Source organism: Actinoalloteichus sp. AHMU CJ021, from assembly GCF_002895405.1.
Taxonomy (GTDB): Bacteria; Actinomycetota; Actinomycetes; order Mycobacteriales; family Pseudonocardiaceae; genus Actinoalloteichus_B; species Actinoalloteichus_B caeruleus.
Genome location: NZ_CP025990.1, coordinates 5,832,238 through 5,845,906, shown reverse-complemented (window position 1 = coordinate 5,845,906; position 13,669 = coordinate 5,832,238). Strand labels below are relative to the sequence as shown.

Here is a 13,669-nt window from a genome sequence, read left to right as displayed (position 1 = left end):
GGCGCGACCCCACCGGTCGGGTCGTCGAGGGGTGTCGCCTCGTGGCCGGCCCGGCCGGCCCACCACCCGCGCGCCCCTCGGCTCCCTCGACCACTGCCGCCGGCGGGATAGCCGGGGTCAACCGGCGGCGGCGAAGGGGCCGCGGGCTCCGAAGACGCGGGCGGCGAACCGCTCGCCGATCCGGTGGTGCGTCGCGGTGTCCGGGTGGAGACCGTCGGGCAGAGGGAGGTCCTCGGCGTCCCCCCTGCCGTAGAGGTCGAGCCCGTCGAGGTAGTGCAGGTGCGGGTCCTGGGCCGCGCGGCGGCTGACGACGCGCGCGAGTTCGTCGCGGATCACGGTGAGCGTGAGCTTGCCGGCGGTCCGCTCGGCCGGGTCACCCAGGGCACGGAACGCCAGGGTGCCCGAGCTCGAGTCGGGCACCAGGGGACCGGGGGTGTCCTCGTGCAGGGGGCAGAGCAGCGGGGAGATCACCAGCAGGGGGATGCCCGGGTGGCCCTCCCGCAGGGTGTCGAGGAAGCCGTCCACCGCCGGGGTGAAGGCCCGCAGTCGCATCAGGTCGACGTTGACGAGGTTGATGCCGATCTTGACGCTGATCAGGTCGGCGGGGGTGTCCCGCATGCTGCGCGCGGTGAAGGGGTCCAGCAGCGCTCCACCGCCGAATCCGAGGTTGACGAGGTCCACCCCGCCGAGGGAGGCGGCCACGGCCGGCCAGGTGGAGGTGGGGCTGGCCGCGTTGGAGCCGTGGCTGATCGAGCTGCCGTGGTGCAGCCACACCCTGCGGCCCTGTCCCGGGCTGGCGTCGAGGGGCGCGTCACTGCGCAACGCGACGAGTTGGGTGATCTCGGTGTGCGGCAACCAGATCTCGACGTCCTTGACCCTGTCGGGGAGGTCGGTGAACCGGACGGTGCCCACGGGTCCGGGCACGGTGCTCGTGTCCCCGGTGGTGGGGTCCAGGGTCAGGACGTCACCGCCGGACAGGACGCCCCGCGCGGTCAGCCCGCCGTCCACGACGAGGTCGTAAACACCCTCGGGGAGCGCGAGATCGGCCATCCCGGCGTAGCGGGTCGTCGTCCGGTGCGCGTCGAGTTCCAGGGTGGTGGCGCGGGTGCGGAACGCCAGCCGGACGCCGGCGGGCCTGGCCTCGGCCAGCCCCAGGTGCTGGTCGGGGATCTGGGCGCGGGCCCAGGCCGGGAGGCGGTGGGGCAGCAGGCCGTACTGGCCGTGTTCCAGGTCGAGGGCGCCGCGCACCAGGCTCGCCGTCACCGGTGTGGTGATGGGGGCCGCGGGTGCGTGGTGGTGCCCGGCCGGGACCGGTTCGTGCTGGGGGTTCATCCGCTCACCCTGGCAAAACCCGCCGCCGGGAGGCACCCCGTTTCCCGTGCTTCCCCCGACCGCACCGACCCTCCCTCACCCGATCGGGGCGGCGGTCGGCGGTGTGTGCCGGTGGTGCGCGGCGGAACCGCCCGTCCCGACCGCCCCGGGCCGCCCGCCCACTCACCCGATCCGCGGGCGCGCCAGGGGTGATCCCGGGTTCCCCGGGAGCGGGGCGAGGCGGCCGTCCCCGGCGGCGAGCCCGGTGAGCGGGTGGCAGGGCTCCATCAGGGCGAGGGTGCCCTCGGTGTCGGGTGCGCGTTCGTGCTCGGCCACACCGGGTTCGGGTATGACCGCGTCTCCCAGCAGGACGGCGACCTCGTCGGGACGGTGCGGATCTCGCGGGTGAACGCGGTAGCCGCCCGCGGGGCCGGGCCTCCCGCCTCCCCCGCCCGGGGTGCTGGTGGAGAAGGCGACCGTGACGACCCCGAAGAGCGACCCGCGCGGGAGCGTGGACCGTGGACTCGACGTCGAGGGGGACACCGTGCCGCCCTGACCCCACGGGGCTCGCGCGGCCTCCGGTCCCCCTGGTCGAGCAGCGAAGAGCGGCCGGCAGGGCCGCCCGGTACCGGTCCATCGTGCCCTCCGGTGCCCTGACCTGGTCCTGGGTGAGCGGCCCGGTGGCGGCCAGGCGGTCGAACCCGGCGCTCACCACCGCCGCCGAGTCGGGGGGTCGACGGGGAACGCGGGCGGGAGCGGGGGCCGGGCCGGCGCCGGGTCGATCCGGTGGAGTGCCTGGGCGTGCGAGTCGACCTGGTGGCGCGGGTGCGGCCGCTGGTCGGCGGTGCGGGTGGGCCAGGGCCTCCTCCTGGTTGCTCCGGGCGTTCACCGGGGGGACCCGCTCGTGGCCGAACGGGGTGCCGGCGTCACGCTCCCCGGGGCGCCGCCCTCGGCGGGGAGGACGGCGGTGAGCCGGGACTCCCGGAGGAGGCCGGACCGGGGGGCGACCCGGATGAGGGGCCGCTCGGCGAGCCAGGCCGCGTTCGTCCACCCCGCCCGTCCGTCCCCTGGTCGGGGTCGACGCCGTGGTTGCGGTGCACGGCGTCGACGATCAGCCAGGGCGGGTGTCCCTTCCCACTGGTCCGCCTCGGGCGTGGTCCGCGGGGTCGGGCGTGTGTGGGCGGCCTTCTCCGGGTGTGTGGGGGGAGAAGGCCGCCCGGGCTCAGACGAGGGTGGACAGGCAGAACGGGTGGCCGGCGGGGTCCAGCAGGACGCGCCACCGGTCCGGCGCGGGTTGGTCCACGGCCTCGACCGCGCCCAGCGCGACCAGCCGGTCCCGTGCGCCGTCGAGGTCCTCGACGCCCAGCTCGAGGTGGGCCTGCTTTCCCCGGGCGGGTGCTGGCCAGGTCGGCGGCTGGTAGTCCTCCACGCGGGTGAAGCCCAGGTCCGGGCCACCGTGGACACCGAGGAGCACGAAGTGGTCGCTGGAGTGGATGACCGGCAGTCCCAGTGCCTGGTGGTAGAAGCGGGCGAGGGCGGCCGGGTCGGCGCAGTCGAAGGTCACGGCGACGTAGCGGGGCAGGCCCTCGGTGGGGGTGGTGGTCGTCATGGGGAGGACGGTAGGAGGGGATCAGGTCAGGTTCGGTCCTGTTCGTGGTGGCCTCTGGTGGTGTTCCGCCGTGTCGGCCGTGCCCTCGCGGTGCCGCGCGGACCCGCCGGGTTCCGCTGGGGGTTCCGGGACGGCGGCGGGGCGCGGGGTGTCGCGGGGTTCAGTCCTCGGTGAGCGCGGCATCCCCGACGAGGTTCCGCAGCCGGCTGGTCGCCTGGTCGAGGACGGTGAGGGCGGTCTCCCGGTCGGCCGGGTCGAGGTCACCGAGGGTGTGCTCGGCGAGGTCGGCCCAGGCCCGTTCGATCTCGGGGACGAGGGCTCGCCCGGCGTCGGTGACCACGATGCGGACCTGCCGCCGGTCGGTGGCGACCGGTTCCCGGCGGAACCAGCCGCCGTCCTCCAGGCGGGCGAGGCTGCGGGTGGCGGTGGGCGGTTCGACGCCCAGGCGCGCGGCGAGTTCCGAGACGGTCATGCCGTGCCGTTCCCTGGCGAGGATCCACAGCAGCACGTCCTGGCCGGGATGCAGCCCGAGCTCGGCGAGTCGCCGCGCCTTGGCGGCCCGGTAGAGCTTGCTGAGTTTGTTCAGGGTCCGGTTGATCCGGATCGCCGCACTCGGTTCCACCGCGGCATCCTACCGGTATATAGTCGGCTAACCATAAGTCGACTAACTAATTGGGGTGCGCATGGACCTCGGACTCGACCGCCGCGTCGCACTCGTCACGGGAGCCTCCGGAGCCATCGGCCACGCCACCGCGAGGACCCTCGCCCGCGAGGGAGCACTGGTCGCCGCCACCTGGTACCAGGCGGAGACCGAGGCGCGGGCCCTGGTGGAGACGATCGAGCAGGAGGGGGGAACGGCCCTCGCCGTCCACCTCGACCTCACCGACCCCGCCTCGATCACGCGGGCGGCGCGGCGCATCCGCCGCGACCTGGGAGCGGTCACGGTCCTCGTGGCCAACGCCGTGTCCTGGCCGCCCCGCGAGGCCGACACCGCCGGCGCGCTCGCCGCCTCGTTCGCCGCCAACACCACCGGGACCGTCGCCCTAATCGACGAGGCGCTCCCCGACATGCGCGCCGCCGGATGGGGACGCATCGTGGTGATCTCCACCGACCTGGTCGACCAACCGCTGCCCGGGCCGGTGGCCTACCCCGCGGCCAAGGCGGCGCTGGAGGGCGTGGCCCGGGTGATGGCCGCCCGGGAGGCCCGACACGGGATCCTGACCAACGTCGTCCGCCCCGGCTTCACCCTGACCGACCGGGTCCGCTCCCTGCCCGACCACGGCCAGGCGGTCATCGACGCCGAGGCGGGGCGCACCCCGACCGGGCGGCTCTCCTACCCGGAGGACATCGCCGCCACCGTCGTCTACCTGGGCTCCGCCGCCAACGGCCACGTCAACGGGGAGGTGGTCTCGGTCTCCGGCGGGCGCGGTCTGACCCGGTGAGCGGCGGGAGGGCACCGGAGGCGGCTCACCCCGGTGGGGAAGTCGACCGGGCCGACCGCAGGGCGCACAAATGCCGGACCGCACCCACCTCGGCGACGTTCTTCGTCAGCTCCACCGTGACCCAGCCGGCGATGTCGACCAAGCGCAGCCCCCGGCCCCAGGGCAGGCCCTCGACCCGGTCGGTCGCCTCCAGGTCCTCCTCGGTCAGCCGCCCCAGTTCCGCCCGCCACCGCTGGTGGAGATCATCAAGCCAGGCGACGGTCTCCACCGCGCCACCCGGCCAGGTGATGTCGGTGCGCTCCGGGGCACCCGCGCCGAAGCAGTGCTCCAGGGTGGTGGTCCACCAGTAGCCGAGGTGCCAGGTGATCCACCCGATGGTCTGGGCCGGGACGGGGTCGGGTTCGGGCACCTGCCAGTCGGGCAGCCACCGGCCCCGCTCGTCGGGTCGCACCGTCCAGCAGTGGGGATCGGGTTCCCACAGGCAGGTGGCATCGTCGAGATCGCGGACGTGGTGGGAGAACAACGCCCAGGCGATGTCCAGCTGACGGAGGAGGAGGTCGACCCGCGGGCTCGGCACCGGCGGAGTGTGCCACCCGGCGGCCCACCCCGACCACCGAATATCCCGTGACCAGCTCCTCCGCCCCGCGCCGTCTGCGACCGCCAGCCCGGGGGGTGAGTGGTGAGCACTCCCGCCCGGACACCACGCCGGCTCGGGCTGGGCGCGCGAGCCGACCCAGGACGGCGCCCCGGAGCACCCGATCCCTTCTCGTTCCGAGTACCCCACACCGGAACGGCCCACCCGATTGAGTGGTCGCCATCATCTACTAGTGTGACGATCGTGACTGCCGGGTCGGCCATGGGCCAATCACGAGTGGGGCTCCCGGCCCTGGCGTGAGCACGGTGCGGGCGCGCGCTCCGCCCGCCTCTCCGTCGCCGGCCCCCGCCGTCGTCCCCGCACGGTGGCCGTCGATCCTCCACCCCTCCGCGCGCCGTTCCCCCCGTCCCGCGCACGGGACCGACACCGCGCGCCCGCGCCCCACCCGGCTCCCCCCGCCGCTCCAGGCCACGCCGGGTCGGGCGTTCACGCACTGGCCGCCCCCTGCCGTGTGGCGCTCGGCCACACCTCGACTCCCCGGGAGAGAACACCGCACATGTCCCCGTCCCCTGACGTCACGACGTCGATCATCGAGGAGTTCCGCGCCAACGAGGGCCGAGTGGGTGGCCCCGTCGACGGCACCCGACTCCTGCTGCTGACCACGACCGGAGCGCGCAGCGGCGCCCCCCACACCGTTCCCCTGGGCTACCTGCCCGACGGGGGAGAACGCATCCTCGTCATCGCCTCCGCCGGCGGAGCACCCCGGCACCCCGCCTGGTTCCACAACCTCGTCGCCCACCCCCGGGTGACCGTCGAGGACGGGGTGTTCACCTACCAGGCGGAAGCCGAGGTCCTGCGCGGCCCGGAACGGGACGCGGCCTTCGCCCGCGCCGTCGAGTCCGACCCGGAATGGGCGCGGTACCAGGAGAACACCTCCCGCACCATTCCCGTGGTGGCGCTGCGGGAACTCCCCGGACCGCCGTCCTGGCCGTCCCCCGGCGCGGGCCTGCGCATGGTGCACGACGCCTTCCGCCGGGAACTCGACCTGGTCCGCGCCGAGGTCACCTCGGCCGGCACGGGCCTGGGGGTCCAGCTGAGGATGAACTGCCTGACGCTGTGCGCCGGGCTCGGCGCGCACCACCGGTTGGAGGACGAGCACCTGTTCCCGGCGCTGCGCGCCCGCCACCCCGAGTTGGGTGCGGTCCTGGACCGGTTGGACGAGGAACACGAGCGGATCGCCGCCGCGCTCACCGAACTGCGGGCGGTCCTGGACCGCACCGACCTCGACCGGGACGAACTGGTGGAGCGGGTGGACCAGCTGACCGGGGAGGTGCTCGGCCACCTGGACTACGAGGAGGAAACCCTGATCCCCGTCCTGGACGCGCACCTGAGCTGAGGCACCGCGCCGGTCGGGGGCAGGCCACCGAGGACGCCCCGCCCCCGACCGGACACCCGGCGACTGCCAGACTCCCCCGCGACACCACGCCGGCCTCCCGAACCCGGCCGGGGAGAGGGGAACATCCGTGGCAGAGCCACCAACGCCTGGACCCGCCGCCGAGACGACCCTGCGCGCGGACTGCCAACGGTGCGTCGGGTTGTGCTGCGTCGCGCTCCCCTTCACCGCCTCCCAGGACTTCGCGGTGAGCAAGGACGCCGGCCAACCGTGCTCCCACCTGCGGGAGGACCACGCCTGCGGCATCCACGACCAGCTCCGCCCCCGGGGGTTCGCCGGGTGCACCGTCTTCGACTGCTTCGGAGCCGGCCAACAGGTCACCCAGGTCACCTTCGGAGGGCGGGACTGGCGGGGCGACCCCGGTGTCGCCGGACCCATGTTCGCGGTGTTCCCGGTGATGCGGCAGCTCAACGAACTGCGCTGGTATCTCACCGCCGCACTGGCCCTGCCCGCCGCCCGCCCGGTGCACGCCGACCTCGACGCGGTGCTCACTCGGGCCACCGCACTGGCCGACGCCGACGCCGAGGTCCTGCTGGGGCTGGACCTGCCCGCGCTGCGAGCCGAGGTCGGTGCCCTGCTGGGGCGGGCCGGCGACCTGGCCCGCGCCGAGGCACCCGTGGCCGGCCGCGACCACCGGGGCGCTGACCTGATGGGGGCGCGGCTGCGGCGGGCGGACCTGCGGGGCGCCACCCTGCGGGGGGCCTACCTGATCGCCGCGGACCTGCGCGGCGCGGATCTGCGGTGGGCGGACCTGCTCGGCGCCGACCTGCGGGACGCGGACCTCTCCGGCGCCGACCTGCGGCACGGCGTGTTCCTCATCCAGGCCCAGCTCGACGCGGCCCGGGGCGACGCGGCCACCCGGCTCCCCGCCGGTCTGCGACGGCCCTCGCACTGGGCGGACCGCGAGCGCAGCTGACACCCGAGGGCGGCCGCGTCCCGGCCCCGGGCCCGCCCGGCGGCGGTCCCGGCGGCGGTGGTCCCGGCGGCGGTGGTCCGCCCAGGTGGCGGTGGCGGCCTCCCGCCCTGGCCGCCACCGGGCAGGACCAGTGGCGCCCCGACCTCGACGGGGCCGGGGAGACCGCCAGCCCCGCCGGGGCGACGGCCCCGCCCCGCGCGTCCCACCAGGACACGGGGGTGGCGGCGTCGGCATCCCGCCACACGCGCCCGCCCGAGGCCACCCCCGGAGTAGAGTTGCCCCCGCACGAAGATCAACTCGACGAGTGCCGGTGGCCCGACCGGGCCGGCGTCCGGCGGGGTGAGGCCCACCCGCTCGGCAGACCGGAGGCGCCCTGTGCCGAACACGCCGACCCCACCCCCCTCCGATCCCGTCGTCGACGCGCTGCGGGAGGCCGGCTGCGTGTTCGCCGAGGACGAGGCCCGCCTGCTGCGAGACGCCGCCCGCACCCCGGCGCACCTGGACGCCCTCCTCCGCCGCCGGGTCGCCGGCCTGCCCCTCGAACACCTGCTCGGCTGGGCCGAGTTCGCCGGATGCCGCGTGCGGGTGGCCCCCGGCGTGTTCGTCCCCCGACGCCGCACCGAGTTCCTCGTCGACCGCGCCGCCGAGGTGACCGGTCCCGGCAGCGTCGTGGTGGACCTGTGCTGCGGGTCGGGCGCGCTGGGACTGGCCCTGGCCACGCGGCGTCCCGGGATCCGCGTCCACGCCAGCGACATCGATCCCGCCGCCGTGTCCTGCGCCCGGGACAACCTCGCCGACCTCGACGGCCAGGTGTTCCTGGGGGACCTCTACGCCCCGCTGCCCGCCGGGTTGCGCGGCCGCGTGGACGTCCTGCTGGCCAACGTCCCCTACGTCCCGACCCGGGAGATCGCCCTGCTCCCACCGGAGGCCAGGTTGCACGAGGCCCGGGCCGCGCTCGACGGCGGCGGCGACGGCCTCGACCTGCTGCGCCGGGTCAGCGCGCGGGCCGAGGAGTGGTTGTCCCCCGGCGGTCACCTGCTCGTCGAGACCAGCGACCGGCAGGCCGGGCCCGCGGTCGCCATCCTGCGGGCGGACGGGCTCGACGCCACCGCCGCCCGCTCCCCGGACGCGACGGCCACCGTCGTCCTCGGCTCCGCCCCCGCCCGCTGAGCCCCGCCGCCCCGGCGATCCCGCCGCGCGGGACCGTGACCTCCTCCGGTCCGCCGCCCGGCACGGGCAGGTGGTGGCCGAGCCCGTCAACGCCGACGCTGCGCCACCGGGGACGGCGTGGACCAGGGCGCGCCGCCCCGGGGCCCGCCCACCCGGCCACCCCGCGCCCCGTCGGACCCCGCCCCCGGCGACCGGGCCCCGTTCCCTTCCCGGGCGCGGTCCACTCCACGCTCTCCCCGCCCCGGCCGTTCAGCACTCGGACGGTCCCCGCAACCCCGCCGGGAACACCGAACACCCCCGCAGCCGCTGGGGACCACTGCCTTCCTGCCCGCACACATCCCTCGGATTGGCCAGGGCGCACCGGTCCAGCGACAGGCACCCGCAGCCGACGCAGTCGGTGAAGTCGTCCCGCAACTGCTCCAGGTACCGGATGCGCTCACTGAGCTCGTGGTGCCACCGCTCGGAGATCCGCTGCCAGTCCTCCCGGTTCGGTGTCCGTCCCTCCGGCAACAACGCGAGCACCTCGGCGACCTCGGACAACGGGATGCCCACCCGCTGGGCCACCCGGACGAGCGCGATCCGGCGCAGCGTGTCCCGCCGGTAACGCCGCTGGTTGCCACTGGTCCGGCGGGAGCGGATCAGCCCCTGCCGCTCGTAGAAGTGCAGGGCGCTGACCGCCACCCCCGCCCGCCGGGCCACCTGGCCCACCGTCAGCTCGTCCTGGTCCCACCGTGGACCCTCCACTGTCACCACATCCCCCACCACGCGCAGTTGACCTGAAGATTGGTTCAGGTTCTACCGTTCCGGGGCGGCGCCGGTCAAGGAACCCGCGCCCCCCTCCGAGAACAGGAACTCCGATGACCACGACACACACCGGCCCCCGCGCCGGCCGCCGGCAGTGGCTGGGCCTGGCGGTCCTCGCGCTGCCCACGCTGCTCATCGCGATGGACATGACGGTGCTGCACCTGGCCGTGCCCGCGCTGACCGCCGACCTGGCGCCCACCGGCACCGAACTGCTGTGGATCACCGACAGCTACGGGTTCCTCATCGCCGGCACGCTCATCACGATGGGCACCCTCGGCGACCGCATCGGCCGGCGGCGCCTGCTGTTGATCGGCTCGGCCGCCTTCGGTGTCGCCTCCGTGCTCGCGGCGTTCTCCCCCACCGCCCTCACCCTGATCCTCAGCCGGGCACTGCTGGGCGTGGCCGGCGCGACCCTCATGCCCTCGACCCTGTCGCTCATCCGCACCCTGTTCACCCACCCCCGGCAACGCACCCTCGCCGTCTCGGTGTGGATGACCTGCTTCGCCGCCGGTACCGCGCTCGGCCCCGTGGTCGGCGGGATACTCCTCCACCAGTTCTGGTGGGGATCGGTGTTCCTCCTCGGCGTGCCCGTCATGGCCCTGCTCCTGGCCACCGGCCCCTTCCTGCTGCCCGAGACCCGGGGCGAACGCGCCGCGGGCCTCGACCTGATCAGCGTCCTGCTGTCCCTGACCGCCGTGCTCACCGCCGTGTACGGGATCAAACACCTCGCCGAACACGGCCCGACCGGCACGTCCCTGGTGTGGTTGGCCACCGGCGGCGTGCTCGGCGTCGTCTTCGTCCGCCGACAGCGCACCCTGACCCACCCCCTGCTGGACCTGGGACTGTTCCGCAACACCACCTTCACCGCCTCCCTTCTCGCCCAGACCGTCACGGTGTTCGCCATGTCGGGGGTGATGTTCTTCCAGGGCCAGTACCTGCAACTCGTCCTCGGCCTGTCCCCCCTGGACGCCGGCCTGTGGATGCTGCCCGCCGTCGCGGCCGGAGTGGTCGGCACCCTGTGCGCGCCGCTGCTGGTGCGCTGGATCCGCCCCGCCGTCCTGATGGCCGCCGGCCTCACCCTCGGAGCGGCCGGCCTGATCACCCTGACCTGGACCGACAGCGACGGCGGGCTACCCGTCCTGGTCGCGGCGTTCACCGCCATCCAGTTCGGGCTGGGCCCCACGCTGACCCTGACCACCGACGTCATCCTCAGCTCGGTGCCCGCCCAGCGGGTCGGCTCGGCCTCCGCGCTGTCGGAGACCGGGAGCGAACTGGGCACGGCCCTGGGCATCGCCGTCCTGGGCAGCGTCGGCACCGCCCTCTACCGGGGCGCGATGACGGACCTGCCGAGCGGCCTGGGAGCCGACGCGGCCACCGCCGCCGGGGACACCCTCGGCGCCGCGGCCGCCCTCGCCGACGCCCTGCCCGCCCCGCTGGCCGGCGACCTGCTCAGCCTGGCCCGAGCCGCGTTCACCGACGCCTTCCACGGGGTGGCCCTCATCGGGACCGCCCTGACCCTCGCCGTCGCCGTCACCGTCGTGCTGACCCTGCGAACCCCGCCGACCGCCGACACCGCCGCCGACGCGGCCTGACCACCCCACCCCGTTCGGAGACACCATGAGCATGGACATGACCGCGTGGGCCTCACTGCACCACGCGATGCACGGCCAGCACCGCCGTCACCCCCTCTCCCGCGACACCCTGCGCCGCATCGCCCGGTTCGCCCACCCCCACCGGCGTCTCCTCACCGGCTTCCTCCTGCTCAGCGTGATCACCGCCAGTCTCGCCGTGGTGACCCCCGTGCTGGCCGGCCGCGTCGTCGACACCATCACCGCCGGAGGCCCGGCCAGCGCCGTGGCCTGGGTCGCCCTGACCATCGCCGCGGTCGCCCTGGCCGAGGCGGGCCTGGGACTGCTCACCCGCTGGCAGTCCGCCCGCCTCGGCGAGGGCCTCATCCTGGACCTGCGCACCGCCGTGTTCGACCACGTCCAACGCATGCCCCTCGCCTTCTTCACCCGCACCCGCACCGGCGCCCTGGTCAGCCGGCTCAACAACGACGTCATCGGCGCCCAACGCGCCTTCAGCGACACCCTCTCCGGAGTCGTGGGCAACCTCGTCACCCTCGCCCTCACCCTCGTGGTGATGCTCGGCATCTCCTGGCGGATCACCCTGCTCGCCGTGCTGCTCCTGCCCGTCTTCGTCCTGCCCGCCCAGCGGATGGGCACCCGGCTCGCCCGGCTCCGCCGGGAGGCCGCCGCCCACGACGCCGCCATGGGCACCCAGATGACCGAACGGTTCTCCGCGCCCGGCGCGACCCTGGTCAAGCTCTTCGGCCGGCCCCACCAGGAGTCCGAGGAGTTCGCCCGCCGCGCCGACCGCGTCCGGGACATCGGCGTCCGCTCGGCGATGGTCCAACACGTGTTCCTCACCGCCCTCACCCTGGTCTCGGCGCTGGCACTGGCCCTGGTCTACGGCGTCGGCGGCGTCGCCGCCCTGACCGGGCAACTCGAACCCGGCGCGGTGGTGGCACTGGCGATGCTGCTGACCCGCCTCTACGCGCCGCTGACCGCGTTGGCCAGCGCCCGCATCGAGATCTCGACGGCCATCGTGGCGTTCGAACGCGTCTTCGAGATCCTCGACCTGGTGCCGCTCATCCGGCAACGCCCCGACGCCCGCGACACCCCACCCGGGCCGGTGGCGGTCGAGTTCGACTCCGTCGACTTCACCTACCCCACGGCCGACAGGGTCTCCCTGGCCTCCCTGGAGGACGTCGCCACCCTCGACACACGGGAGAACCAGCCCGTGCTGCGCTCGGTGTCCTTCCGGATCGAACCCGGCACCACGGTGGCCCTCGTCGGCTCCTCCGGCGCCGGCAAGTCCACCATCGCCCACCTGCTCTCCCGCCTCCACGACGTCACCGCCGGGGCCGTGCGGATCAACGACGTCGACGTCCGAGACCTCACCAGCGCCTCCCTACGCGACACCGTCGGCATGGTCACCCAGGACGGACACCTCTTCCACGACACCATCCGCGCGAACCTGACCCTGCCCCGCCCCTCGGCCACCGACGCCGAGGTGTGGGACGCGCTGCGCCGAGCCCGCCTGGCCGACCTCGTCGCCGACTTACCCGACGGACTGGACACCGTGGTCGGGGAACGCGGCTACCGCTTCTCCGGAGGAGAACGCCAGCGGTTGACCATCGCCCGACTGCTGCTGGCCGCCCCCCGCCTGGTGATCCTCGACGAGGCCACCGCCGCCCTCGACGCCACCTCCGAGGCCGCCGTCCAGGACGCCCTGGCCGAAGCGACCACCGGCCGCACCTGCCTGGTCATCGCCCACCGACTGTCCACCGTCCGCGCCGCCGACACCATCCTCGTCGTCGAGGAGGGCCGCATCGTCGAACGCGGCACCCACGACGCACTCCTCACCGCCGGGGGCCGCTACGCCGAACTGCACCGCACCCAGTTCGCCACCTCCCCCACCGCGCCGGTCACCTGACCCGCCCGCCCCGGCGCACGACTACGATCCCTGCCTCATGGCCCCCGAGAACCCCGGCCCCGCCGACCCGGCTCGCAGCCTCGCCCTGCTCTGGAGGACCAGCGGCCCGTCCGGCCGGCGGGGCCGGCAGGGCATCGACGTCGAGGACATCGTCCGCGCCGCCGTCGACCTCGCCGACACCGAGGGCCTGGCCGCGCTGTCCATGCGCCGCGTCGCCCACCAGCTCGGAGTGGGCACGATGTCCCTCTACACCTACGTGCCCGGCAAGGACGAACTCGTCGAGGCCATGGTCGACGCCGTCTACGGGGAACTCGACCTCACCGCCCCCGCCCCCGGCGGGTGGCGGGGGCACCTCGAGGCCGTGGCCCGGCGCAACTGGGAGCTCTACCAGCGGCACGGCTGGTTGGCGCAGGTCGCCACCGGCCGTGCCGTGCTGGGCCCGCACGCCATCGCCAAGTACGACCACGAACTCCGCGCCCTGGACGGCATCGGCCTCACCGACGTCGAGATGGACGCGGTCCTCACCCTCGTCCTCGGGCACGTGCGCACCGCCGCCCGGGCCGCGTGGGAGGCGGCGCGGACCGAACACCGGTCCGGCATGAGCGACGAGCAGTGGTGGGCCGCGCACGCCCCCCACCTCACCCGGGTCCTCGACCCCGACCGGTTCCCGGTGGCCGCCCGGGTCGGAGCCGCCGCCGGCACCGCCCACCGCGCGCCGCACGACCCGGCGCACGACTTCGAGTTCGGCCTGCTCCGCGTCCTCGACGGCATCGAGGCCCTCGTGCGAACCCGCACCGTCGACCCCGGCGCGACCACCCCGCGCTGAGACCGTCGGCCCGGGGAGAAGACCTCGACCCCACGGCTCACCACC

At 74.8% G+C, this 13,669-nt stretch carries 13 protein-coding genes; 7 read left to right on the top strand and 6 right to left on the bottom strand.

Annotated elements, in window-relative coordinates; genetic code table 11:
- Nucleotides 1-117: 117 nt before the first annotated feature.
- The 4 genes from C1701_RS24545 to C1701_RS24530 all read right to left on the bottom strand — a co-directional run bounded on the left by C1701_RS24545 (nucleotide 118) and on the right by C1701_RS24530 (nucleotide 3,542).
- On the bottom strand, nucleotides 118-1,332 hold the full coding sequence (locus tag C1701_RS24545; RefSeq protein ID WP_103056710.1) for a GDSL-type esterase/lipase family protein: 1,215 nt from the start codon (nucleotides 1,330-1,332) through the stop codon (nucleotides 118-120).
- A 162-nt stretch (nucleotides 1,333-1,494) separates the two neighbouring features.
- Entirely contained in the window at nucleotides 1,495-1,854 is a 360-nt protein-coding gene (locus C1701_RS24540; protein WP_103056709.1) for a hypothetical protein, read from the bottom strand.
- Nucleotides 1,855-2,533: 679 nt separating this feature from the next.
- Nucleotides 2,534-2,920: a VOC family protein gene (locus tag C1701_RS24535; protein WP_016697942.1), complete on the bottom strand. Its 387-nt coding sequence runs from the start codon at nucleotides 2,918-2,920 to the stop codon at nucleotides 2,534-2,536.
- 160 nt (nucleotides 2,921-3,080) lie between these two features.
- Nucleotides 3,081-3,542 carry a MarR family winged helix-turn-helix transcriptional regulator gene (locus C1701_RS24530; RefSeq protein ID WP_030106938.1) on the bottom strand — a complete coding sequence of 154 codons (462 nt, stop codon included), beginning with the start codon at nucleotides 3,540-3,542 and terminating at the stop codon, nucleotides 3,081-3,083.
- Between the two features lie 61 nt (nucleotides 3,543-3,603).
- Here C1701_RS24530 and C1701_RS24525 point away from each other — a divergent pair, with 61 nt between their 5' ends.
- Nucleotides 3,604-4,362, top strand: coding sequence for an SDR family NAD(P)-dependent oxidoreductase (locus tag C1701_RS24525; RefSeq protein WP_030106939.1), 759 nt, complete (start codon nucleotides 3,604-3,606; stop codon nucleotides 4,360-4,362).
- A 25-nt stretch (nucleotides 4,363-4,387) separates the two neighbouring features.
- Here the strand turns inward: C1701_RS24525 and C1701_RS24520 are convergent, their stop codons facing one another.
- A complete protein-coding gene (locus C1701_RS24520; RefSeq protein ID WP_016697945.1) occupies nucleotides 4,388-4,939 on the bottom strand; it encodes a DinB family protein in 552 nt (183 codons plus the stop codon).
- 574 nt (nucleotides 4,940-5,513) lie between these two features.
- Between C1701_RS24520 and C1701_RS24515 the strand changes: the two genes are divergently transcribed.
- The 3 genes from C1701_RS24515 to C1701_RS24505 all read left to right on the top strand — a co-directional run bounded on the left by C1701_RS24515 (nucleotide 5,514) and on the right by C1701_RS24505 (nucleotide 8,496).
- Nucleotides 5,514-6,353: a nitroreductase/quinone reductase family protein gene (locus C1701_RS24515; RefSeq protein ID WP_016697946.1), complete on the top strand. Its 840-nt coding sequence runs from the start codon at nucleotides 5,514-5,516 to the stop codon at nucleotides 6,351-6,353.
- A 127-nt stretch (nucleotides 6,354-6,480) separates the two neighbouring features.
- Nucleotides 6,481-7,326, top strand: coding sequence for a pentapeptide repeat-containing protein (locus C1701_RS24510; RefSeq protein WP_026418056.1), 846 nt, complete (start codon nucleotides 6,481-6,483; stop codon nucleotides 7,324-7,326).
- 375 nt (nucleotides 7,327-7,701) lie between these two features.
- A complete protein-coding gene (locus C1701_RS24505) occupies nucleotides 7,702-8,496 on the top strand; it encodes a putative protein N(5)-glutamine methyltransferase (protein WP_030106943.1) in 795 nt (264 codons plus the stop codon).
- Between the two features lie 249 nt (nucleotides 8,497-8,745).
- Here the strand turns inward: C1701_RS24505 and soxR are convergent, their stop codons facing one another.
- Nucleotides 8,746-9,249, bottom strand: coding sequence for a redox-sensitive transcriptional activator SoxR (gene soxR / locus C1701_RS24500; RefSeq protein WP_272481004.1), 504 nt, complete (start codon nucleotides 9,247-9,249; stop codon nucleotides 8,746-8,748).
- 104 nt (nucleotides 9,250-9,353) lie between these two features.
- Here soxR and C1701_RS24495 point away from each other — a divergent pair, with 104 nt between their 5' ends.
- From C1701_RS24495 to C1701_RS24485, 3 genes are read left to right on the top strand one after another with little or no spacing between them, the layout of a single operon-like run.
- Nucleotides 9,354-10,892, top strand: a complete 1,539-nt coding sequence (locus C1701_RS24495; RefSeq protein ID WP_103056708.1) for an MFS transporter — start codon at nucleotides 9,354-9,356, stop codon at nucleotides 10,890-10,892.
- Nucleotides 10,893-10,923: 31 nt separating this feature from the next.
- The gene (locus tag C1701_RS24490) at nucleotides 10,924-12,798 is read left to right on the top strand and encodes an ABC transporter ATP-binding protein (protein WP_337662314.1); all 1,875 of its coding nucleotides are present in this window, start codon (nucleotides 10,924-10,926) and stop codon (nucleotides 12,796-12,798) included.
- 37 nt (nucleotides 12,799-12,835) lie between these two features.
- Entirely contained in the window at nucleotides 12,836-13,624 is a 789-nt protein-coding gene (locus C1701_RS24485) for a TetR/AcrR family transcriptional regulator (RefSeq protein WP_030106950.1), read from the top strand.
- Nucleotides 13,625-13,669: the final 45 nt, after the last annotated feature.